Annotated in this window: 21 protein-coding genes; 6 read left to right on the top strand and 15 right to left on the bottom strand. The window is 65.8% G+C overall.

Features of this window, described 5'->3' with window-relative positions; genetic code table 11:
• On the top strand, window positions 1-827 hold an 827-nt coding region (locus QOD90_RS08975; RefSeq protein ID WP_526348768.1), incomplete at its 5' end, for an SDR family NAD(P)-dependent oxidoreductase.
• A gap of 6 nt (window positions 828-833) precedes the next feature.
• On the opposite strand, the gene QOD90_RS08970 is transcribed toward QOD90_RS08975, so the two are convergent.
• The 14 genes from QOD90_RS08970 to QOD90_RS08905 all read right to left on the bottom strand — a co-directional run bounded on the left by QOD90_RS08970 (window position 834) and on the right by QOD90_RS08905 (window position 14,314).
• Window positions 834-1,673, bottom strand: a complete 840-nt coding sequence (locus QOD90_RS08970) for a L,D-transpeptidase (protein WP_526348766.1) — start codon at window positions 1,671-1,673, stop codon at window positions 834-836.
• 159 nt (window positions 1,674-1,832) lie between these two features.
• Entirely contained in the window at window positions 1,833-2,759 is a 927-nt protein-coding gene (locus tag QOD90_RS08965) for a lytic transglycosylase domain-containing protein (protein WP_526348764.1), read from the bottom strand.
• A gap of 33 nt (window positions 2,760-2,792) precedes the next feature.
• On the bottom strand, window positions 2,793-2,927 hold the full coding sequence (locus QOD90_RS08960; protein ID WP_526348762.1) for a hypothetical protein: 135 nt from the start codon (window positions 2,925-2,927) through the stop codon (window positions 2,793-2,795).
• 53 nt (window positions 2,928-2,980) lie between these two features.
• A complete protein-coding gene (locus QOD90_RS08955) occupies window positions 2,981-3,460 on the bottom strand; it encodes a CAP domain-containing protein (RefSeq protein ID WP_526348760.1) in 480 nt (159 codons plus the stop codon).
• Window positions 3,457-4,944: an MCE family protein gene (locus tag QOD90_RS08950; protein WP_526348758.1), complete on the bottom strand. Its 1,488-nt coding sequence runs from the start codon at window positions 4,942-4,944 to the stop codon at window positions 3,457-3,459. The genes QOD90_RS08955 and QOD90_RS08950 overlap by 4 nt, the downstream gene beginning before the upstream one ends.
• A 1-nt stretch (window position 4,945) precedes the next feature.
• On the bottom strand, window positions 4,946-6,067 hold the full coding sequence (locus tag QOD90_RS08945; RefSeq protein ID WP_526348756.1) for an MCE family protein: 1,122 nt from the start codon (window positions 6,065-6,067) through the stop codon (window positions 4,946-4,948).
• The gene (locus QOD90_RS08940) at window positions 6,064-7,365 is read right to left on the bottom strand and encodes an MCE family protein (protein WP_526348754.1); all 1,302 of its coding nucleotides are present in this window, start codon (window positions 7,363-7,365) and stop codon (window positions 6,064-6,066) included. Before QOD90_RS08940 ends, QOD90_RS08945 begins: the two co-directional genes overlap by 4 nt.
• Window positions 7,362-8,678: an MCE family protein gene (locus QOD90_RS08935; RefSeq protein ID WP_526348776.1), complete on the bottom strand. Its 1,317-nt coding sequence runs from the start codon at window positions 8,676-8,678 to the stop codon at window positions 7,362-7,364. The genes QOD90_RS08940 and QOD90_RS08935 overlap by 4 nt, the downstream gene beginning before the upstream one ends.
• Window positions 8,679-8,704: 26 nt before the next feature.
• Window positions 8,705-9,736, bottom strand: coding sequence for an MCE family protein (locus QOD90_RS08930; protein WP_526348752.1), 1,032 nt, complete (start codon window positions 9,734-9,736; stop codon window positions 8,705-8,707).
• A 31-nt stretch (window positions 9,737-9,767) separates the two neighbouring features.
• Window positions 9,768-11,135, bottom strand: a complete 1,368-nt coding sequence (locus tag QOD90_RS08925; RefSeq protein WP_526348750.1) for an MCE family protein — start codon at window positions 11,133-11,135, stop codon at window positions 9,768-9,770.
• Window positions 11,132-11,926, bottom strand: coding sequence for an MlaE family ABC transporter permease (locus QOD90_RS08920; RefSeq protein WP_526348774.1), 795 nt, complete (start codon window positions 11,924-11,926; stop codon window positions 11,132-11,134). The genes QOD90_RS08925 and QOD90_RS08920 overlap by 4 nt, the downstream gene beginning before the upstream one ends.
• A gap of 53 nt (window positions 11,927-11,979) precedes the next feature.
• A complete protein-coding gene (locus QOD90_RS08915; RefSeq protein ID WP_526348772.1) occupies window positions 11,980-12,720 on the bottom strand; it encodes an MlaE family ABC transporter permease in 741 nt (246 codons plus the stop codon).
• A 173-nt stretch (window positions 12,721-12,893) separates the two neighbouring features.
• Complete coding sequence (locus tag QOD90_RS08910) at window positions 12,894-13,484, bottom strand: winged helix-turn-helix domain-containing protein (RefSeq protein WP_526348748.1); 591 nt, start codon at window positions 13,482-13,484, stop codon at window positions 12,894-12,896.
• Between the two features lie 71 nt (window positions 13,485-13,555).
• Window positions 13,556-14,314, bottom strand: a complete 759-nt coding sequence (locus tag QOD90_RS08905) for a MetQ/NlpA family ABC transporter substrate-binding protein (protein WP_526348746.1) — start codon at window positions 14,312-14,314, stop codon at window positions 13,556-13,558.
• A gap of 170 nt (window positions 14,315-14,484) precedes the next feature.
• Here QOD90_RS08905 and QOD90_RS08900 point away from each other — a divergent pair, with 170 nt between their 5' ends.
• From QOD90_RS08900 to QOD90_RS08890, 3 genes are all read left to right on the top strand, one after another.
• A complete protein-coding gene (locus QOD90_RS08900) occupies window positions 14,485-15,924 on the top strand; it encodes an amino acid permease (protein ID WP_526348744.1) in 1,440 nt (479 codons plus the stop codon).
• Window positions 15,925-15,980: 56 nt separating this feature from the next.
• A complete protein-coding gene (locus tag QOD90_RS08895; protein WP_526348770.1) occupies window positions 15,981-17,273 on the top strand; it encodes a glutamine synthetase family protein in 1,293 nt (430 codons plus the stop codon).
• 87 nt (window positions 17,274-17,360) lie between these two features.
• Complete coding sequence (locus tag QOD90_RS08890) at window positions 17,361-18,494, top strand: cellulase family glycosylhydrolase (RefSeq protein ID WP_526348742.1); 1,134 nt, start codon at window positions 17,361-17,363, stop codon at window positions 18,492-18,494.
• A gap of 7 nt (window positions 18,495-18,501) precedes the next feature.
• Here the strand turns inward: QOD90_RS08890 and QOD90_RS08885 are convergent, their stop codons facing one another.
• On the bottom strand, window positions 18,502-19,146 hold the full coding sequence (locus tag QOD90_RS08885; RefSeq protein ID WP_526348740.1) for a VOC family protein: 645 nt from the start codon (window positions 19,144-19,146) through the stop codon (window positions 18,502-18,504).
• A 198-nt stretch (window positions 19,147-19,344) separates the two neighbouring features.
• Between QOD90_RS08885 and QOD90_RS08880 the strand changes: the two genes are divergently transcribed.
• Entirely contained in the window at window positions 19,345-20,238 is an 894-nt protein-coding gene (locus QOD90_RS08880) for an ABC transporter permease (RefSeq protein ID WP_526348738.1), read from the top strand.
• Window positions 20,235-20,890: ABC transporter ATP-binding protein (locus tag QOD90_RS08875; RefSeq protein WP_526348736.1), on the top strand; the 656-nt coding region annotated here is incomplete at its 3' end. The genes QOD90_RS08880 and QOD90_RS08875, both read left to right, overlap by 4 nt.

Genomic DNA, 20,890 nt, shown 5'->3' with positions numbered 1-20,890 from the left:
CGTCCAGCGGCATCGGCGGGGCCACCGCACGCGAACTGGCTCGGCGTGGGTTCTACGTCCTCGCAGGCGTCCGGCGCGACCGGGATGCCGACGCGATCCGCGGCCAGGGGATCGAACCGGTGCTGCTCGACATCACCAATCCGGACCACATCGGGGCGCTGGCCAGCAGGGTGCGCGACGATCCTCGAGGGCGGGCAGTGCGGGCGCTGGTGAACAACGCGGCCGTCGGCGTCAACGTACCGATCGAGGCCTATCCGATCGCCCAGTGGCGAAACTTGTTCGAGGTCAACCTCTTCGGCCAGATCGCGGTGACCCAAGCACTCCTGCCCGGCCTGATCGACGGCTCGGGTCGCGTGGTCAACGTCAGCTCCGTGGGTGGCAAGGTCGCCATGGCCACCTACGGTCCGTACGCGGGCACCAAGTTCGCGCTCGAGGCGGTCAGCGACTCCCTGCGACGCGAACTCGCCCCGCTCGGAGTCCACGTGGTCGTCGTCGAACCGGGCGCGGTGGTGACGGGAATGCTCGACAGGGCGAGCGCGACCGCCCAAGAGCTGGCATCGGCCATGACGCCCGAGCAGCGTCAGCGGTACGGCGGGTTGGTGCGCGCCGTCGCCGCACAGGCCGCGTCGTCCGCCAAGTCCGGGCAGCCGGCTGAGGCCGCGGCCACGGTGATCGCCAAGGCCGTGCTGGCCCGCAAGCCGCGCACCCGCTACACCGTCGGCCGCGATGCCGCATTGATCACGCGCTTGGCGCGCATCCTGCCCGACCGGGCGCTCGACCGAGTCATCGCCGCCGCCCTGCGGCCACACCTTCCGGCAACCGCCTAGGAAGGGTCACCCCGATATCGGTCGCGGAACCTCGATGCTGTTCTCCTGCACGATGACTGGGTCACCGACGTTGACCGTGTTGAAGTACCACTCGGCATCTTCGGGGCTGAGGCTGACACAGCCGTGGCTGACGTTGTCGTACCCGAGCGAATTGACCGCCCAGGGCGCCGAGTGCACGAAGAGGCCACGATCGGTGATGCGGACGGCGTAGTCCACGTCGAGCAGGTAGCCGTCGGGAGCGTCGACGGGGATACCGACGCTGCTCGAATCCATCACCACGTCGCGTTCCTTGGCAAGAACGGTGTAGGTGCCGACGGGCGTCGGGTACTCCGGCCTACCCATGGACGCCGGGAACACGCCCGGTTCTCCCCAGTGGGGGCGGTGGTGCGGCGATGGCAACGCCGACGGCGGTCCCGCTTCGACGCCGTCGACGCTCACGGTGAACGTGTGATCCGAGATGCTGGCAACGCCGAGAACGGTAGGGCCGGTGGCGAAATTCGTCTTGAAGCCGCCCATCGACAGCGCAATCGTGCTGTGCGCCGGCCAGAATCGATCGGGAACCCACTGCACGACGGCGTCGTCCAGCCATTCGAACTTGCCCGACATCGCAGGCGACGACGTGACGTCGATGGCGCGCTCGGCCGCCCGCCGGTCGGCCACGGGCGCCCGGAACGTCACGACCACGGGATGCGCCACCCCCACGACTTCGCCCCGCGCCGGCAGGACCGAGGCGATGATGGGGCCAAACGCCTGACGGGCCGACGCAGCGCCGGCGCTTGCAGGTGGCGCGGCCACCAGTGCGGCGACGCCGATCATTGCCACAACACACCGAACGATCTGATGCATGGCTCCCGATCCCTAAATTACATGATTGTCAATTGATGGTAGGGGTGCCAGGACGATCGATGTGCCGGTGTGCCTTAGCAATTCGATGAAGGATGCATCACGCTTTGGCTACGACCAGCGGATTCAGCCCTCACGCGAATGCGGATGCGCGTCCGGCGACTACTGCGGATGGTTCGCCAGATAGTCGTCGACGGGAATAGGTGACGTCGCGGCATAGCCGATGGGAAGCAGCACGTCACCACCGGTCGTGGTGTAGTAGACGTCCCAGCGGTAGTAGCCGGCGAATGCGGTGGGGTCCGCGGCGAGCACGGCGGCGTATTCGTCGACCGCCCGCACGTATTCATCGGCGTTGTTGTATCGGTAGACGGCGTGATCACGGTCGTCGGCGAAGCCGTTGGCGGCCAAGTAGCGGCCTGCGGCCATGATGCTGTCGTGCGGCGAGCGGATGTCGCCGCCATCGCCATACGCGGCGAACGTCGATGGCATGAATTGCATGGGGCCCTGCGCGCCTGCGGTGCTCGCGCCGTTGATGCTCCCGAAGCGGGTCTCGATCAGGTTGATCGCGGCCAGGTAGTTCCATCCGACACCGGACGCTGCCTCCGCCTCGCGGTAGTAACTCATCAGTGCCTCGACAGGGGGCGGAGCCTCGACGCGCCATGCGGGCAGCGTGTCCCTGGGGTGCGCCATCGCGTTGAGCTGGCGACGGGCGCTCACGTTGCGGTCGTAGGCCTCGAGCAGCGAAGGCGGGATGCGCGCCTGCGTGATCGCGTCCCATTCGGGGTGATGCCCGATGGCGCGGTAGGCCGCCTGCTGCCGGTGCGCTGCCGCATCGAGTGCCGACTCCGGTGTCGCCGGGTCGCGCACCTCGAGTTCGTCGGCGACCAGATCGTCGGCCAACTGCGCGAGATCCGTCGCCAATTGCGGCTGCGCCCCGGCGACCGGCACCTCGGCAGCCACCGTCGTCGCAGTCGAAGTGGCCGCCGGCGGCACGGCCGACGACGGGGCGGACACCGAACACCCGGTGAGGACCACGAGCAGCGCAGCGAGCGCCAGCGGGTGACCGCCGACTACCCGGTGACGCACCATGGTCCACCTCCATCACCGTCTCAGGCAGTGACGCTACCGCCCAAGGGTGCAGAAGATCCCGTGCCCGGAACCTGGATCGGTGGCGTGCGCGGATCCTGCGGCGAGTCCCGCCAATCCCAATCCGAACACCAAGACCATCTTCGCCAGCCCGACGACAACTCGCTTCATGACGCAAAGGTTGCGCCGAGGGTCTTGGCGAATTCTTGATGGCGAATTCTTGGCTAGCCGGCTTGGCCGTACATGGCCACCACGACGGTCCGGTCCAGGGAGTTCTCGGACCACACGCCCATGAGCGAGTAGCGGCAGTCGCGCATGATCGCCAGATAGCCGGGGTTGGCGAACCACTTGTTGATCAACTCGACCCCGCTCATCGCCAGCGCCGGGTTGATGGCCACGGTCTCCGCGACGTTCGGACCCGTGAACCCCGCTGCCGCGGCTCGGGTTTGGGCCGTCGAGCCATCGGAGCCGATGTCGCCGTCGAGGTCGCGATCGTTCAGCATGTCGACGGCATGCCACTGCGCGGCCAGTTGAAGCTGATTGTTCGCGACGACGTCGTTGGTGCATCCGGCGTGATGCTGGACCGTGTAAACGTCGGCGACCACGCTCTTGTTGAATCGGCTGTTGTCGGCGTGTGCGACGGGGGCCGGTACCAAGGCCATCATCGCCACGCAGATCACTGCCGTGCGGAGCCGTATCGTCATGGGGCACCGGGTGGTACGAGCATCGACTGCCAGGTCTTGTCGTCCGCCTTGCCGAGATCTGCCTGCGTGTATCGACGACCGTCGGGGCCGACGTAATCGCCAGTGGCGGGGTCGTACGGAATGGCGGCCATGGGGGGCGCGAGCGGTTGAGGCGCGGCAGCGGCCGGGGCGGGCGGCAACCCCTCGGGCCCGGTGACTCCCGGCGGATACTGCGGCACGGCCTGACCGCTCAGCGTCGCGTTGGGGTCGCCCTTCCAGTTGTACCCGTCGTTGAGTGGCACGTACTGTTCGTCGCTTTCGCACATCTCCACGGTCGGTGCCCGCTTGGCGGGATTGTTCTCACACGGGATGTTGCGCACGCCACGGACATTGAGGTCCGAGTCTTGCGGCACCCGGCAGTAAAGCTCACCTGCCGGGCGGTCGGGAGCGTCCTGGTCGGAAGCCGACCGCTGCTGGCGGACCGGCAGGAAGCCGGTATTGCACGGCGGTGGCGAGTTCAGGTTGAGGTTGAAGTCGAGGTAGATGCCCTTGTAGGCCTGCTTGGTACCCGAGTCGGCAACGGCGATCGCCGACATCACTGCGGTGCCCTGCGGGTAGAGCACCAGCAGCTGCTCCAGATCGGGGCGATAGGTCACCGCGATGTCGCCGAGACTCGCCAGGTTGGCCAGCAACACCGGCAGGGTGGGCGCGACGCGGTCGAACAGCGCCTTGCCTTCGTTCAGCGCGGGTGCACCCTGGGTGAGCAGATCCGCGAAGGCGGTATTCTGTGCCTTGACCTGGCCGGCGATCGCCGCGGTGCGCGCCGCCCACTGGGCGATCGAATCCGTGGTCCGCACTTGAGAATCGAGCACCGGCGGCGACTGGTCGATCAATTGGGTGAGCGGATCGATCGTCCGGCCTGCGTCGGTAGCCAGTGCCGTCGACCCGTCGACGATCCGAGACAGTTCCGGCCCAAGCCCGCCGACTGCCTTCGCCGCCTCATCGACGACGGTGCGCAGATTGTCCCCGGGGATTGCCTGCAGCGCCCGGTTGGTGGCGTCGAGCAGACTTCCGATGTCGGCCGGAATCTGAACCCGCCCTGCGGGAATGACGTCGCCGTCGCGGAGGGGCGCAACGTTCCGGCCCGCCGCTTCCTTCACGGGTGTGAGTTCGACGAACTGTTCGCCAACGGCGGAGCGGCTGTGCACGGCAGCCGTCACGTCGGACGGAATCGAGACGTCGCTGTCGAGGTCGAGATCGGCTGTTGCGCCGTCCCTGGTGACCTCGATGGCGCTGACCCTCCCGATCTCGTCGCCGCGGTAGGTGACCACGGACGACTTGTACAGGCCACCGGTCGCGGGCAGTTCGAGTGTGACGTGGTAGCGGCCGATGCCCAGCAGCGCAGGCACTTTGACGAAGCCGAACGCCATCACACTGCAGGCGATCACGGTGATCGACGCGAGTATCGCCAGCTGTATCCACACGGTGCGGGACAGACGGAGCATGTCAGTTGCCCCCGAAGTGGTACGGGGCGATCAGTGGGTTGCCCGCGGTGTATGGGCTGGGCATCTGACCGATCGTGCGGCCCCACTGCATTTCGAGGTTGGTGAGGTTGCCCTCCCACCTGGTCCCGGTGAACAGGCTGCTGTCGATGCGGCTCAAGGTCAGGTCGACCACCAGGCTGATGTTGGCGAAGTCGCCTCGGAACCAGTTCCCCAAAGTGCTCTTCACCCATGGATAGGTGGACAGGAAGTCCAGTCCCTTGGTCAGCGCGGGTCCGGCGTCGGCCAGCGACCGCAGCACCGGAGCGATGTTGCGGAGGTTGGCCACCAGAGCGTCGTTGGTCTGATTGACCGTCGTGGTGGCAATGGCGCTGAACTTGCCGAGGGCATCGATGGCGTCGGACAGCTTGGTGCGTTCGTCGGCCAGTACCGCCAGCGCCTGCGGAATGGTGGTGAGCGCCTTGTCAACGGTGTCGTTCTTCGCCGCCACCTGCCCAGCCAGCGAGTTGAGACTCTCCGTCGCCGCGATGATGTCGTCGGTTTGGACGTTGAGCTGATGGATGAAGGTGTCCAGTTGGGTGAGCAGGCTGCGCATGTCGTTCTCGCGGCCGGCGAACGCCTTGGCCAATGACTGGTTGATCTCCTGCAGTTGGCCCAGCCCGCCGCCGTTGAGCAGGATCGACACCGAGGCCAAGGTCTGCTCGGTACTCGGATAGGTGCTGCCCGAGGACAGCGGTATCACCGAACCGTTGCCCAGTTCACCCTGCGGCGGCTGATCGGTCGGGGGTGCCAGCTCGATGTGCATCGAGCCGAGGAGGCTGGTCTGGCCGACCTTCGCGGTGCTGTTGGCGGGAAGGTGGACGCCGCCGTCGATGCGCATGGTCACCAGCGCGTGCCAGTCCTGCACCTCGATCTTGGTGACGTTGCCGACGTTGACGTCGGCGACGCGCACCCTGGTGTTCTGTTGGATGACCACGACGTCGGGCAGCTGCGCCTGGATGGTATACGAGCCGTCGGTGCTGCCTGCGGTTCCCGGCAGGGTCAGCGAGTTCAGGCCCCGCCACTCACATCCCGGGATCGCGGACAGGCACGCGACGGCGAGCGCGGCCGTCAGGAGGCGCTTCACGGCGTCCCCTGCGGAGCAGGGGGAGGGGGCGGGACCATCATCCCCTGCAGCCCCTGGCTGGGGTCGGTAGACAACGGGGCTTCGGCGGGCAGGGCCCCAATTGGATCGGGCTGTGCCGCTGGGAGATTCGGTGGCGGTGCGTCGGGTCGCAGCGAATCTTCGCTGTAGGTCAGTTCGTTGGGTCGTGCGGTGGCTCCCACGAACGGGTTGAAGCCGAGTGGCGGGAAGTTGTACTGGCGATTCTTGATGATCGGCGCGAGATACTGCGTGCACAGCTTCGAGGACTGCGCGTAGTTCTCTCGCGACGCGGCCTCGATCGAGCTGCAGATGAATTGCACGGGGTTGGCGAAGTTACCAGCCGCGAGGATACCGGTGACCGCACTCTGGGCGGGCTGGTAGATGTTCATGAAGTTCTGGAACACGGTCGGGGCGATGTGCAGGACCTGCTTGACGTCGCCCCGGCTGTCATTGAGGGCCTGGGTGACCGCCGCGAGATGGTCGGTGGCCGTTCCGATGCTCTCGCGGTTGTCTGCGACGAAGCCACGCAGATCCGACACCGCGCCGTCCAGACCCTTGGTCGCGTCGGCGATCTCATTGGGCGTGTTCGACAACACGGTGGTCACGTCGGCCAGGTTCGTGTTGAACGCGGCGAGCAGATCACTACTGGACGACAGCGCCGACACCAGCAACTGCAGGTTGCGCACCGTGCTGAAGATGTCCGTGCTGTGGTCGCCGAGTGCCGAAACTGCCTGCGACAGCTTGACTACCGTGTCGTGGGCGGTATCACCCTCGCCCCGAAGGTTGGCAGCGGCGCTGTTGATGAACTCCCCGACGGAGTTCGGGCCGCCGGGTGTCGTTGGCTGCAGGGAGTCGGTGAGCTTCGCCAGCTGCTGGCGGAAGTCGTCCCATTCGACGGGAACCGCGGTGCGATCCTGCGAGATGCTGGCACCGGAAGCCAGTTTGGGCCCGCCCGAGTACGCGGGGACCAGCTGGATCGCCCGCGCACTGACCAACGACGGCGACAGGATCGCTGCCTTGGCGTCGGCGGGCACCGGGTACTTCTGGTCGACCGAGAAGGTGACTTTCGTGGTATCGGGTTGCGGTTCAATCGCATCCACGGTCCCGACCGCGACGCCAAGGATGCGCACCTCATCCCCGGTGTACAGCCCGTTGGCGTTGGCGAAGTATGCAGTGAACGTGTCCTCGCGGACGTGATCCCACCACGGTGTCGCCACGACCGAGATCGCCGCGACGAGAAGAACGACGAGCGCCGAGGCCGTCGCGATTCGGGCGTTCATTGCGCTCCGTCCGTCGATGGCAGTACCTCGTTGGGCGCGGGCAGGTAGACCGGACTCGGCGACGGCGCGGGACTGGCGCCGCCCGCGACGCCCGGTGGTGCTGGGGCAGGCGGCCCAGGCGGCGGTCCGCCGGGCGGGGGTGCAGGCAGGGGCTCCCGGTACGGGTAGCGGGGATCGCCCGGATTGCCCGTGATGGCATCGGGCAGTGTCAGATTCGGGTCCCCGCCCTGGCCGGTCCGTGGAGGGAGCATCGGCAGCGGCGGGGTGCCAGGCTGCCCCGTTGCCGGGTCGACGAGCTGTGATGGCAGCTTTGTGTTGGGGTCGAGGCCGAGGTCGGAGAACGCAGCGTCGATGAACGGCTGCGAGAACTGGCCAGGGATCAGATTGACGAGGGAGGCCTTGAAGAACGGGCCCGACCCCAGGACCTCACCGAACGACATGGCGTACCTACGAAGCAGGTACAGCGTCCGCTGCACTTCCTTCTTGTGGTTGTCCAGGATCGACAGCACGCCGTTGAGTTTGTCGAGCGCCGGCCTGAGCTGGGTGCGATTGTCGGCGACCACCCCCGAGATCTGCCGCGACACCGCCGTCAGGTTGGACATCAACGCGTCGATGGACTGTCGTTGCGTGAGAAGCTGGCCAAGGAGTGCGTTGGCGTTGACCACCAGGCTGGCGATCTGGTCGCTGCGCTTGGCAAGCACTCCGGTCACCTTGTTGGCGTTGGCCAGCAGATTGCGCAGCTGGGCGTCGCGGGTGTTGAGGGTGTCGGAGAAGCGGGCGACGCCTTCCAAGGCGATCTTCAAATCGGGCGGCGTGTTCTGGAACGTCTCCGCCAACGTGGTGAGCGACGACGAGAGCTGCTCGGTGTCGAGACCGCTGATGGCGGTGGTCAAGTCACCGAGAGCGCTTGGTAGGTCGTACGGGGAAGTGGTTCTGTCCAGCGGGATGGTCCCCGCCAAGTTGCCGTTGCCGCGCGGGATGACTTCCAGCATCTTGGTGCCGAGCACCGTCTCGGTCTTGATCGCGGCTTCGGTGCGGTCACCAAGTGCAATGCCCTTGCGGACGGTGAAGTCCACCAACACCTTGTCTCCGTCGAGTTGGACGTCGGATACCTTTCCGACCTCGAGGCCCGACACCCGCACCTCGCTGCCCGGTTTGATGCCGCCGGCCTCGGCGAAGTAGGCGGAGTAGTCGGAGGTGCGCTTGATGAACGGCAGCTCGTCGTAGGAGAAGGCCGCCGCCACCAGCGCGATCAGCAGAAGCGTTCCGACCGCGCCGACGGCGACCCGGTTGCGCTCGCCCAGCGGCTTGATCATGGGCCGCTTCAGCGTGATTCGCGTCATTTTGGCGTGCACCTGCCCGAATCCTGGCCGAGAAGTTTGACGAATACCGGCTGCCCACCCTTGCCGTTGACCTTGAGGATGGCGTCGCACAGATAGAACCCGAAGTAGTCGCCGTAGAGGCCCTGTCGGGACAGGATCTGATAGGCATCGGGGAGGGTCTTCACGAGGTCGTCGACATAGGCGTGATCAGCCTCGACCTGGCTCGCGAACCGATCGGTCTGCGTCACGGTGTCCCGGATCGGCTGGCGGGCATCCGCCAAGAGATCGGCCACTGAGCCCGCGGCGGCGTTGATGTAGGCCAATCCCGTAGTGATGTCGTCCTTGCGCTCGGAGAGTCCCTGCGCGAGCTGCGACAGTTTGTCGAGGCCGTCGGAGAACTGATCGTTTCGGGCGGCGAAGGTGCCGAGCACCGTGTTCAGATTGGTGATGACCTGACCGATCAGCTGGTCGCGTCCGGCGAGAGTGGTTGTCAGTGCCGATGTTTGGGCCAACATCGACGAGATCGTGCCACCTTGGCCCTGGAACACCTTGAGGAGTTCACCGCTCAGCGCATTCACCTGATCGGGGTCCAACGCGCGGAACAGTGGCCGGAATCCACCGATGAGTGCATCGACGTCGAGTGCAGGCGACGTCCTGGTCGGGGGGATCGTCTCGCCCGGCTGAAGCCGGCGCACCGAACCCGCCCCCTCGTCAAGGGCCAGATAGCGGTCGCCGATGAGGTTCTCGTAACGGACCGCCGCTTCGGTGCCCTCGGTGAGCGCGAGACCCTTGTCGATGGCGAATGACACCGTGACGGTGCCGTTCTCGTTGAGGGTCAGGTCCTTGACCTTCCCGACCTCGACGCCGGCGATCCGAACGAAGTTCCCGCCCTTCAGGCCCGACACGTTCGTGAACACCGCGCTGTAGGTGGATCGTGAATCGAACCGGAACTGTCCGAATACGGTCACCAGCGCGAACATGAAGACCAGGCAGATCGCCGTGAACAGCACGACCCGCACCACCGTGCCGGTGATGTTCTTCTGCCTCATCGCGGTCTCCTTCCCGTCGTATCGTGTTCGGTCATCCCGGCGGCAGCGGGGTTGGTAGCGGGGGCACGCCGGGATATAGCGGCGTGCCGTCCGGCCCGTATTCCGGTGCGCCGTACGGCGGTGCCCCCGGGTAGGGAATCGGACCTGGTGCAGGGGGCCCCTCGTGGTGAATCCGGGGCGGTTCCGGAATGCCCTTGGTGACGGGGAGGTAGTTGGCGAATCCGGGGAACCCGATCCCTGGGTTGGGTCGGATGTCGAGGCCGGTTCCCCAACCGGTATCCGTCACCAGCGCCTTGACCGGGAAGTTCGCGCTGACGTCCGGCAGCGAGCCGCAACTCGGCCGACCGCCGGGCCCGCCGGTCGCATTGACCTTCGGCAGGTTGTCGGGATAGCGGTAGGCGTCGTCGCCGAAGAGCAGCGCTGCGTCCATGATGACGGATTTTCCATTGCCGCCGAGCGCATCTCGTCCACCGTGATCGAGGAACCACTGCGCGCCCTGGAAGAGGCAGGTGTAGGTGGGTGAGTACTTGTTGAGCAGCTCGGTCGTCGGCACCAGAAGGTTCAACGTCCGAATCAGGTTGGGCTGATTGCCCCCGATCACGGTCACGCCGGACTGCGAAAACCCGACGGCAGACAACAGCATCTGGTCGAGTGAGGTCGCATGCTCGGTGATCGTCGTGCCGACGGTCGTGCCGGAATTCAGGATCGACAGGATGTTCTGCGCCGCATCCGAATACGCCTGAGCGGTCTTGCCGAACAACTGCCAGTCCCGCTGCACGGTGGGCATTCGCGGATTCACGGCGAGCAGTACGTCGTTCGCGTCGGTGATCGCCTGACCGATGCGATCGCCCTTGCCGCGCAGAGCTTCTGCGACTGCCGACAGCACGGAATTCAGTTTCGCGGGGTCGATTTCGTGCACCACGGACTGCAGATTCTCGAACACCGTGTTGACCTCGACGGTCACGTTGCGCGAGTGGACCACGGCATCGGCCGACAGGGGTGCCGGGCTCGGGTCGGGGGGCATGATCAGGTCGACGTACTTGGCGCCGAACGCGGTGCTCGACTTTATCTCGGCTTCGACGTTGCTCGGCAAGTACTGGAACGGCCCGGGATCCATCTTCAAGTTCAGTGTCGAGACGTTGGTACCGGCGCCGGCCGATTGCGTGCCGATCGACCCGACGACGCCAACCTGGACGCCACGCAGTTTGACCTTGGCGCCGTTCTCCATGACGAGGCCGGACCGGTCGGAGACGACAGTGAGTGGGATGGTGTCTCGCCAGGTGCCGGCGAACAGCGTGGCGGTCATCGCGACCAGTCCCACGACGATCAGCACCAGGACGGGCGCGTACCAAATGGGGTCGATCCGCCCTCGGCGGGCCGAGTTGTCCAGTGGACTCACCCGGCCAGGTTGAAGTTGCCGGACTGCCCGTAGACGGACAGCGTGATGGTCAGCAGGACGAAAACCGTTGCCGTGACCGATGTCCGCACGGCCCTACCCACTGCCTCGCCGACCCCGGCCGGGCCGCCCGTTGCGGTGAAGCCGTAGTAGGTGTGCACCACCATGACCGCGGCCGCCATCGACAACGCCGCGACGAAAGACCAGAGCAGGTCCATCGGCTGCAGGAAGGTCGAGAAGTAGTGGTCGTAGACCCCTCGCGACTGCCCGTAGATGATCGTCGTACCGAACCGCGTCGCCAGAAACGACATCAGCACGGCGACGGTGTAGAGCGGAATGACCACCAGGACGCCTGCGACGATGCGGGTGGACACCAGGTAGGTGATCGCCCGGATCCCCATCACCTCGAGCGCGTCGATCTCCTCGTTGATGCGCATGGCGCCGAGTTGCGCGGTGGCTCCTGCGCCGATCGTCGCGGCGAGTGCCACCCCGGCGGTCGCAGGCGCAATGAACCGGACGTTGAGGAAGGCGCCGAGGAAACCCGTGAGGGCCTCGATCCCGACGTTCGAGAGAGTGTTGTAACCCTGGACGGCGATCAGCGCGCCGGTGGACAGCGTCAGGAACCCGATGATTACTACGGTGCCGCCGATCACTGCGAGAGCACCTGTGCCCAAACCCATGACGGCGATCAGCCGCAGCACTTCCGCCGGGTAGCGGCGTACCGCGTCAGCGGTCGAGACCAGCGCCGTGCCGTAGAAGGCGGTCTGCTCGCCGAGTTCGCGGGTCGCGTCGATCGCCCTGGTCGTCTGCTGCTCGAGCCAGGATTGCCGGTCCGCCGAGGTGTCGGTCACGACGGGGCCACCTTGACGCCAAGCGCGGTGGCCAGGATGTTGATCAGGAACAACGCCATGAAGGCGAACACGACCGTCTCGTTGACCGCGTTGCCGACGCCGGTGGGTCCGCCGCCGACGGAGAGTCCCTTGTAGCAGGCAATCAGGCCGGCGGACAGCCCGAACAGCAGCGCCTTCACGAGCGAGATGATCACCTGTGGGAGACCGGTCAGCAGTGTCAGACCTGCGACGAACGCACCGGGTGTGACGTGCTGGACGTACACCACGAAGAGGTAGCTGCCAAGCAGTCCCACGATGGCGACCACCGAGTACAGCATCAGCGCGACGAACGTGGCCGCGACCACGCGCGGAACGACCAGGGCCTGAATCGGATTGACGCCGATGACCTTCATGGCATCGATCTCCTCGCGGATGGTCCTGGCGCCGAGGTCGGCGCACATCGCCGTCGACCCGGCGCCCGCGACGACGATCGCCGTGACGACCGGGCCCACCTGCGTCACGGACGCCAGTGCGGCGCCCGCGCCGGACAGGTCACCGGCGCCGATCTCGAGGAGCACGATGTTGAGCGTGAAGACGATCAGCACCGTGTAGGGAATCGACAGCATGATGGTGGGGAAGATCGACACCCTCGCCACGAACGCTATTTGCTGTAGGAGCTCGCGCCAGGCGAAGGGACGGCGCACGCTGGCCGCCAGTGTCTCGCCGCTGAGGACGAAGAAGTCGCCGACCGCGGTCATGGGTCTGGTGAGCAAATGGGACGTCACCAGTGAACCACCGCAAACTTCGAGACGGGCTTCCGTCGAAGGTCATGGCTCACTGCAGCAACGTAGACGCTCGGAATCCAGCAGGGGATAGTTGCGATCATCGCGAAGAAATCTCGAAGCCGGGGCGCTCGGTCGCCGAAGGGCGATTACGCCCCCGGGCGGTAGTGGGGCCCGACTGCAGTGGTTTGCCAAACCGGACGTGCGGCTGCCCGGAATCTCGTCTCCGCGCTGGGCTCGAAGCGGTATCCCTGGCCGCGGACCGCCGTCAGCACGCGAGCATGGTCGCCGAGCTTGGCCCTGAGCCGGCGGATGTGGCTGTCGACGGTGCGATCCGAGATGTGCAGATCTTTAGCGCGATCGGCCCACACGCTCTGCAGCAGAGTGGGCCGCGACAGCGTCTGGCGTGGTCTTGCGGCGAGGTGGGCGAGCAACGCGAATTCGCGATAGGCAAGCCTGATCGGTCGGCCGTCGACGGTCACTTGACGGTTGGCGAGGTCCACCGTCAAACCGGTCTCGGGATGCGGCTCGACGAAACGAGCCTGAGTGCCGACGGTGTCGGATACGACGGCGCGGTGCGCCACGACGCCAGGAATCAGTTGGCCGATCGTCGCTCCGAACTCGTCGAGGAGACGCGCGGCCAGCGCCGCAGCATCGAGGCCGCGGGGCACGTCCACGACGAGAACCACCCGGGCAGCAGCAATCTGCTCTGCCGTCTGCTCCGGGACTGCCTGGTACACAACACACACCGTGGGCCCGCGCCGACGCGCTCACAAGAATTTGCGTCGCCGTGACGACAATGCGGCGGGTCTCAGAACGCGGCGACGAGCTGGCCCCGGTAGGCGGTCGCGATGAAGTCGCGAGTCGACGTCGACTGAAGCGCTTCAGCCAGAGCCCGGATGGCGGGGGAGTCGCACGTCGCCGGGCGAGCCACCAGGTACTCCGCATACGCAGAATTGCCGCGGTCGCAGTACAGGGCCGTCCCGGTGTCGACACCCAAACCCATCGCCTGATTGCCGAACAGGAACACCACGTCGAAGTCGTCGCGAGCGTCGGCGAGCAGTGCGCTGCTGACTTCCTTGAGCACCAGCCCGTACGGGTTCGCCAGAATGTCGGCCGTCGTGGCCATCGTGTCCGTGGCGATTGGGCACTCGATGAGACCGAGGTCATCGAGCATGGCCAATGACCGGGTGACGTTCACTGGATCAGACGGCAGTGCAATCTCGGCGTAGTCGGGAATTGCGTCGAGACTGTCGATCCCCTTGGCGTACAGGCCGAAAGGCTCGATGTGGACGGGCACGATCGGCATCAGGCGCGTTCGATGTCGCCGATTGAACTGGTCGAGAAACGGTAGGTACTGAAAGAAGTTGGCGTCCAGGTGGCCTTGGGCGAGCAGTTCGTTCGGCTCGTCGAAGGTCTCGAAGATCTCGATCCGAAGGTCGATGCCACGGGTCGACAAGCCACCGCGAACGTGATCGAGGATCTCGGCATGGGGGACGGGTGTGGCGCCGACGCGTAGGGGCGTCATGCCCTTGCCTCCGATCGCGCGAAGGGTGCTACTCGGCTGCATTCGATGAAGGTTACCGACGTTCGATGGAGGCGCAATGTGTGGTGTCAGGCGGATGTGTCCAATTGTGTCGTACTAGGACTCACGGTGACTCTAGGTGTGGCGCACATTCGTTCGCCAAAACTATCGTCCGTTCCAATCATCACCTTCCAGCCTTCGAGAGACGGTCGCCGATGTCCGAAATCATAACGCCTGCAGATATTTCCGTCGATCCACCGGCAAGCTCGAAGCGGAAGTTGCACGGCAACCTCGGCGTGGCGTCGATCGTGTTCATGGTCGTCGCGGCGGCGGCGCCGCTCGGTGTCATCGGCGGTGTCGTGCCGTTGGGTATTGCGGGCGGCAACGGCGCGGGGTTCCCTGCGACGTTCATCGTCGCGACGGTGATCCTGCTGTTGTTTGCAGTGGGATTCACCGCGATGACGCCGCACGTGGCGGAGGCGGGCGCCTTCTTCTCCTACGTGCGAAAGGCGCTGGGCTTTCCGACCGGAATCGGGATCGCATTCGTCGCGATCGTCAGCTACCTGGCGATCGAAGCGGGCGTCTACGGGCTCCTCGGCCCCGCCGGGGCGAGCATCGTCGAGCTGTTCGGCGGTCCCACCCTGCCGTGGTGGTCGTTCGCTCTGGTCGCGTTCGCCGTGACGGCCTACCTGGGCCATCGCAACATCGCCCTGTCCAGCCGAGTGTTGGCGGTCCTGTTGACGGCGGAGATCGCCATCGTCGCGATCCTCGACCTCGTCATCGTCGTGCGCGGTGGCGACCACGGGTTGTCGACCGGCATCGTCGACCCGCACGCGATCCTGTCCGGATCATTGGGGATCGGACTACTTTTCGCGATCATCAGCTATGTGGGGTTCGAGGCGACGGCGATCTTCCGCGACGAGGCCCACACCCCGGAGCGGACGATTCCCCGGGCCACGTACGTATCGCTGATCCTCATCGGCGTCTTCTACGCCGTGACGAGCTGGGCATTGATCTCCGGATGGGGCGACGAGGAGGCCGTGACCAGGGCCACGGATTCGGGCTCGACGTTCCTCGGCGACACCGCGCAGCGCTACCTGGGAACCGTTGGCGCCGACGTCATCACGGTGCTCTACTTCACCAGTCTGTTCGCCTGCATCCTCTCCTTCCACAACGTGGTGGCGCGCTACGTGTTCGCGCTGTCGCAACGTGACGTGCTGCCCGCATCGCTGAGCCACCCGCACGGCAAGCACGGCTCTCCACACCTGGCGTCGTTGTGGATTTCCGGAGTCGTCGCCATCAGCGTCATCCTGGCCGTGGTGTTCGATCTCGATCCGGCGGCACAGTTCTACACGTGGTTCGCCGGCGCGACGACCGTCGGGATCGTCGTCCTACTCATCGCGACCAGTGTCGCCGTGCTCGTGTACTTCCGGGCCGATCGACGGGGATACTCCCAGTGGCGGGTGCGGATCGCGCCAAGCCTCGGCTTGGTCGGACTGCTGGGCTCGCTCGTCTTGATCCTGGCCAACCTGAAGGACCTCGTCGGTGGCTCCAGTGTCCTGGCCTGGGTGATCGTCGGACTGTTGGTGGGTGCCTTCGTCGCCGGCGCCGTCATTGGCACCAGGGTCACCGACAACAGCGTCGACGCAGCGTGACTCAGACGGCGCAAAGGGTTGACGGTAACGAGCATGCGTCGGTTCCCGCGCAGGAGTTGTTGCGCAAGCTCGGGGACGGCTCGCTCGCGGAAGTCGAAGTGGCGTGGAGCGACCCCTTCGGCCACGCGGCGGGCAAGAGGATTCCCGCTCGCGAGTTTCTGCACCGGGCCCAGGGCACCGGTTTCGCCTTCTGCGAGGCGGCGCTGGGCTGGAACACCGATGCCACGGTGATCGACGGGCTGCGGTTGACCAATTGGGACGGTGGCTATCCCGACGTGTATGCGGTCCCGGACTTCTCGACGTTCAGGTTGCTGCCGTGGCGTTCCGGCGTTGGTCACGTCATCTCCGACGTCGTGACCCATGACCGGGCCCCATCCCTCCTTGACCCGCGAGCGATCTTGCGCCGCGTCCTTGCGAGATTGGCGACACTGGGCTACACGGCCAAGGTCGGCGTCGAGTTGGAGTTCTACCTGCTGGAGTCAGACGGGTCCCCGATCCAGCACGACATCCACGCCTACTCGCTGGAGAATGCCAACGCTCTCGATCCGCTGATCGGAGATCTCAACGAAACCCTTGGCGCCTTCGTCGGTTTGGAGGGCATCCAAACCGAGTACGGTCCGGGGCAGGTTGAGACCAACCTGGTGTACGACGACGCACTCGTCGCAGCCGATGACGGCGCCAGGCTCAAGTACGCTGCCAAGGAGGTGGCGCGAAAGCACGGCAAGGTCGCCAGCTTCATGGCCAAACCATTCTCCGAACATTCGGGAAGTTCTGCGCACCTGCACATTTCGCTGTGGCGTGACGGTACGCCAGCGTTCGCGGCCGTCGACGGCGCCGAGAGTGACGTCGCACTGCACGCGATCGCGGGCCTACTCGACCATCTGCCGTCGATCGTGTTGTTCGGCGCGCATTCGGTGAACGCCTACCGGCGGTACGTCCCGGACTCCTTCGCGCCGGACACCGTGAACTGGAGTCGTGACAACCGCAGCGCCGCGGTGCGCTCGCTGGTCGATGCGTCGCCGAGCGCCACCCGGATCGAACTGCGCACTGGCGCCTCGGATGCCAATCCCTACTGGTTGGTGGCCTCGGCGCTGGCGGCCGTCGTCGCGGGGCTGGAGGCGGGCCGACGGCCACCCGGGCCTGCGTCGGGAAACCTGTACGGCAAGGGCACTCCGCTGCCCGAATCGCTGGGCGCGGCGCTGGCGCTCGCGACGCAGGACGACACCATCCTCGAGATTCTGGGAGCGGATTCCGTTTCGGACTTCGCGGCCATCGCACGAAGTGAGTGGCTGCAGTACCAGGGCCAGGTTAGCGACTGGGAGCGGCGCCGCTATCTGACCAGCTCGTGACGGCGTTGGGTAACGATTGCCAACCTGAACGATTGCGAATCGATCCGGAGGTCGGAACGGGCCGCGGAGGAAAACTACGGTGGCTTGGTGCATCGCCGAACTGCCCTGAAGCTTCCGCTGATGTTGGCAGCAGGCGCCGCGCTAACCCGTATTCCCCGCGCCTCGGCCGACCCGGTGCCGTGGTCGGTCGATCGGGCGAACAGTTGGTACCAGGCGCAGGGCTGGCTCGTCGGGGCGAACTACATCCCGGCAACCGCCATCAATCAAATCGAGATGTTCCAGCAGGGTACCTATGACCCTCGGCGGATCGACGCCGAGTTCGCCATCGCGCGGCAACTGGGGTTCAACACCATGCGGGTGTTCCTGCACGACATGCTGTGGGCGCAGGACCGCCAAGGCTTTCAAAGGCGTCTCGCCCAGTTCGTCGCCATCGCGGCGAGTCGGGGCATCAAACCGCTGTTCGTCCTGTTCGACTCCTGCTGGGATCCCCACCCCAGGCTGGGTCCTCAGCGCGCCCAGGTCGCGGGCGTGCACAACTCCGGCTGGGCGCAGAGCCCCGGCGCCGATCACCTGGGCGACGCGAGCTACCGCAGCGTTCTGTACGACTACGTCACGGGAGTGCTGAGCCAGTTCCGCGGTGACCAACGCGTTCTCGGATGGGATCTGTGGAATGAACCCGACAACCCGGCGAAGGTGTATCGCAAGGTGGAAACGAGCAACAAGCAGGAGCTCGTCGCCGCGCTACTGCCCCAGGTGTTCCAGTGGGCGCGCGCCGTTGGCCCGACCCAACCGTTGACCAGTGGGGTCTGGCAGGGGAGCTGGAGTTCCGGAAGTCGCAGCACCATCGCCGGTATTCAACTCGACAACTCCGATGTGATCACCTTCCACTCCTACGCCAAACCCGCCGACTTCGAGTCCCGGATCGCCGAGCTCGCACCTCTCGGACGCCCGATCCTGTGCACCGAGTACCTGGCTCGGTCGGAGGGGAGCACGATCGAAGGGATTCTGCCGATTGCCAAGCGGCGCAACGTCGGTGCCTACAACTGGGGCTTCGTGGCGGGAAAGACGCAGACCTATCTGCCGTGGGATTCGTGGGATCACCCGTACGCCTCGGCGCCGAAGGTGTGGTTCAGCGACCTGCTGCAACCCGACGGACGGCCGTACCGGGACAGTGAGATTCAGACCATCAGGCAGTTGACTGGCGTACTGGGTCAACCCTGAGCCGACATCAGCCGCCGGACTGTTCGCGCACCAGGTAGTCCGCGTACCAGTCGGACCAGTTCGCATCTGCCTCCCCGGTCGACGCCTCGTGCTCGCCGTGCGCCTTCGCGGCGCGTCGCAGAGCATTCGCCAGATCGCCCACCGACGCGTAGGCGGTGATGCCGGTGTCGATGCGTCCGGCCAGTCGAGTCGTGACCTCTTGGAGCAACCAGCCGTTGCCGTCGGGATCCTGGAACGAGGCGAAGGACCGGTAGCTCGCGTGGTCGGGGTCCGGGCCACTGAGGCGAAGCCGCCCGAAGAGAAAGGGCTCATCAGGTCCGGCGGGCTCGTCGGAAGCGTGGAACACGTCGCTGACGGCCACGCCGTGACCGAGCAATTCCGAACGGGCCGCCTCGACGTCGGAGACGACCAGGTATAGGCCCTTGGCAGATCCGGGCGCAGCAGCGGTGACGTTGCGCCCGAAGATGATCGAGGCCGCGGAACCGGGAGGCGTGAACTGGATTACGCGATAGTCCTTGCCGCTGTCGAAGTCGGCGTCGAGCCGCCACCCCAGGCTTCCGTAGAACTCCTTGGCGCGGTCGACGTCGGACACGGGGATGACGACGATCTCGAACTTGAGGTCGACGCCGTTGGAACTGACTGGATTGGTCACGACGTCATTGTGATCAAGAACAGGATCGAATGTCGTCGTTCGACGCTCCGCACGACCTGGGAAAAGAATCCCGCCGATTTCATCGCTCGGCTCAAGGGTCGCACTACGTCACTGTGTGGGTAGATCCCGAAGGCGTGAATCGCGCGACAGCCCAGACGTTACGGGCGGTTCGGGTTGCGACCGACTGGAGACGATCCGATGACAGACCTGATACTGGCGACCAGAGCGGATCCCGTCGCCGTGGAATCCGTTGGTCCGACCCAGGACCGAGAAGTCTTCCTACCTACCAAGTCTCGGGCGCAGGAGGCGTCGTGGGCCGGGGTGTGGCGCCGACTGCACTGGCCGATTGGCATCTACACCACGCCGGTGCTGATCCTCGTCGTCTGGGAGATCCTGGGTGTGACGGGGGTTCTGAGTGCCCTCTACGCACCTGCTCCGACGGACATCGCGAGCACGGCGGTACAGCTGTGGCGCGACGGAGTGCTCGGCCCCGACCTGGCGATCTCGTTGCAGCGGGCCGGCCTCGGCCTCGCGCTCGGACTGAGCGTGGGCATCGTCACCGGGGTGCTGGGTGGTTTCCTCCGGCGCGGCGAGTACCTGTTCAACGGCCTGGCCCAGATCCTCAACACCATCCCGCTGCTCGCGGTACTGCCGCTGATGGTCGTCTGGTTCGGTATCGACGAGCTGACAAAGATTCTGCTGATCGCCCTCGGCGCCGGGGTGCCGATGTATCTGAATCTCTTCGCCGCCATCCGCGGGGTGGACCACCGGCTGATTGAAATGGCCGGCTCGACCGGCGCGGGCCGGTGGCGGGTCGTCACCTGGGTACTTCTGCCCGGCGCACTCCCCGGATTCCTGGTGGGACTTCGCTTCTCACTTGCCTACAGCGTGCTGGGCTTGGTGGCCGCCGAGACGGTCAACGCCAACCAGGGACTGGGCTTCTTGGTCACCCAGGCCCAGACCTATCTGCAGACCAACCAGGTGTTCGTCGGCCTGGTGATCTACTCGATCCTTGGCCTGCTAGCGGATCAGATCGTGCGCATCCTGGAACGGGTGCTGCTGCGATGGCGGCCCAGTTACGAGGCGACGTGACCACCCAGGAGCGCCTGCGCGAGGAGCAGGCGCGTCAGCGGACCGGCGTACTGGCCGAGGACGTCGTCCGCACGTTCGGTGATCGCACCGTCCTCGACCATCTCGATCTGTTCATCGCAGACGAGGAACTCGTCGTTCTGCTGGGGCCCTCGGGCTGTGGCAAGAGCACGTTGTTGCGGCTCTTGGCCGGCCTCGATCGACCCGACGGTGGCCGCATCGAAGTTCCGGCCAGGCGCGCCATCGTGTTTCAGGGCGACAGGCTGTTGCCCTGGCAGCGAGTTCTGCGCAACGTCACGTTGGGCCTACAGGGCTCGGACGCCGCCCAACGAGCCCGCAAGGCATTGGCCGACGTGCACCTCGACGGTCGGGAGAGGGCATGGCCCAAGCAGCTGTCGGGTGGTGAAGCGCAGCGCGTCGCACTGGCCAGGGCCTTGGTCGCGAACCCCGAGCTGATCCTCCTGGACGAGCCCTTCGCGGCGCTGGACGCGATCACACGGGTCCGGATGCACGATTTGGTCCGCGAGCTGCGCCGCAAGCACCATGCGTCGATGCTGCTCGTCACCCACGACGTGGACGAAGCGATCGCGCTGGCCGACCGCATCGTCATCATGAGCGACGGGCGGATCGGCAGTGAACACCGCGTCGATCTGTC

Origin of the sequence: Mycobacterium sp. (assembly GCF_032161845.1) — a bacterium.
Lineage (GTDB): Bacteria > Actinomycetota > Actinomycetes > Mycobacteriales > Mycobacteriaceae > Mycobacterium.
The sequence above is the reverse complement of the archived record's forward strand: the minus strand, read 5'-3'. Positions and strand labels throughout refer to the sequence as shown.

Coding starts and splice junctions, on each gene's coding strand:
- QOD90_RS08970 (WP_526348766.1), bottom strand. CDS start 1,673: ATGCATCAGATCGTTCGGTGTGTTGTGGCAATGATCGGCGTCGCCGCA.
- QOD90_RS08965 (WP_526348764.1), bottom strand. CDS start 2,759: ATGGTGCGTCACCGGGTAGTCGGCGGTCACCCGCTGGCGCTCGCTGCG.
- QOD90_RS08960 (WP_526348762.1), bottom strand. CDS start 2,927: ATGAAGCGAGTTGTCGTCGGGCTGGCGAAGATGGTCTTGGTGTTCGGA.
- QOD90_RS08955 (WP_526348760.1), bottom strand. CDS start 3,460: ATGACGATACGGCTCCGCACGGCAGTGATCTGCGTGGCGATGATGGCC.
- QOD90_RS08950 (WP_526348758.1), bottom strand. CDS start 4,944: ATGCTCCGTCTGTCCCGCACCGTGTGGATACAGCTGGCGATACTCGCG.
- QOD90_RS08940 (WP_526348754.1), bottom strand. CDS start 7,365: ATGAACGCCCGAATCGCGACGGCCTCGGCGCTCGTCGTTCTTCTCGTC.
- QOD90_RS08930 (WP_526348752.1), bottom strand. CDS start 9,736: ATGAGGCAGAAGAACATCACCGGCACGGTGGTGCGGGTCGTGCTGTTC.
- QOD90_RS08915 (WP_526348772.1), bottom strand. CDS start 12,720: ATGACCGCGGTCGGCGACTTCTTCGTCCTCAGCGGCGAGACACTGGCG.
- QOD90_RS08905 (WP_526348746.1), bottom strand. CDS start 14,314: ATGCAGCCGAGTAGCACCCTTCGCGCGATCGGAGGCAAGGGCATGACG.
- QOD90_RS08900 (WP_526348744.1), top strand. CDS start 14,485: ATGTCCGAAATCATAACGCCTGCAGATATTTCCGTCGATCCACCGGCA.
- QOD90_RS08880 (WP_526348738.1), top strand. CDS start 19,345: ATGACAGACCTGATACTGGCGACCAGAGCGGATCCCGTCGCCGTGGAA.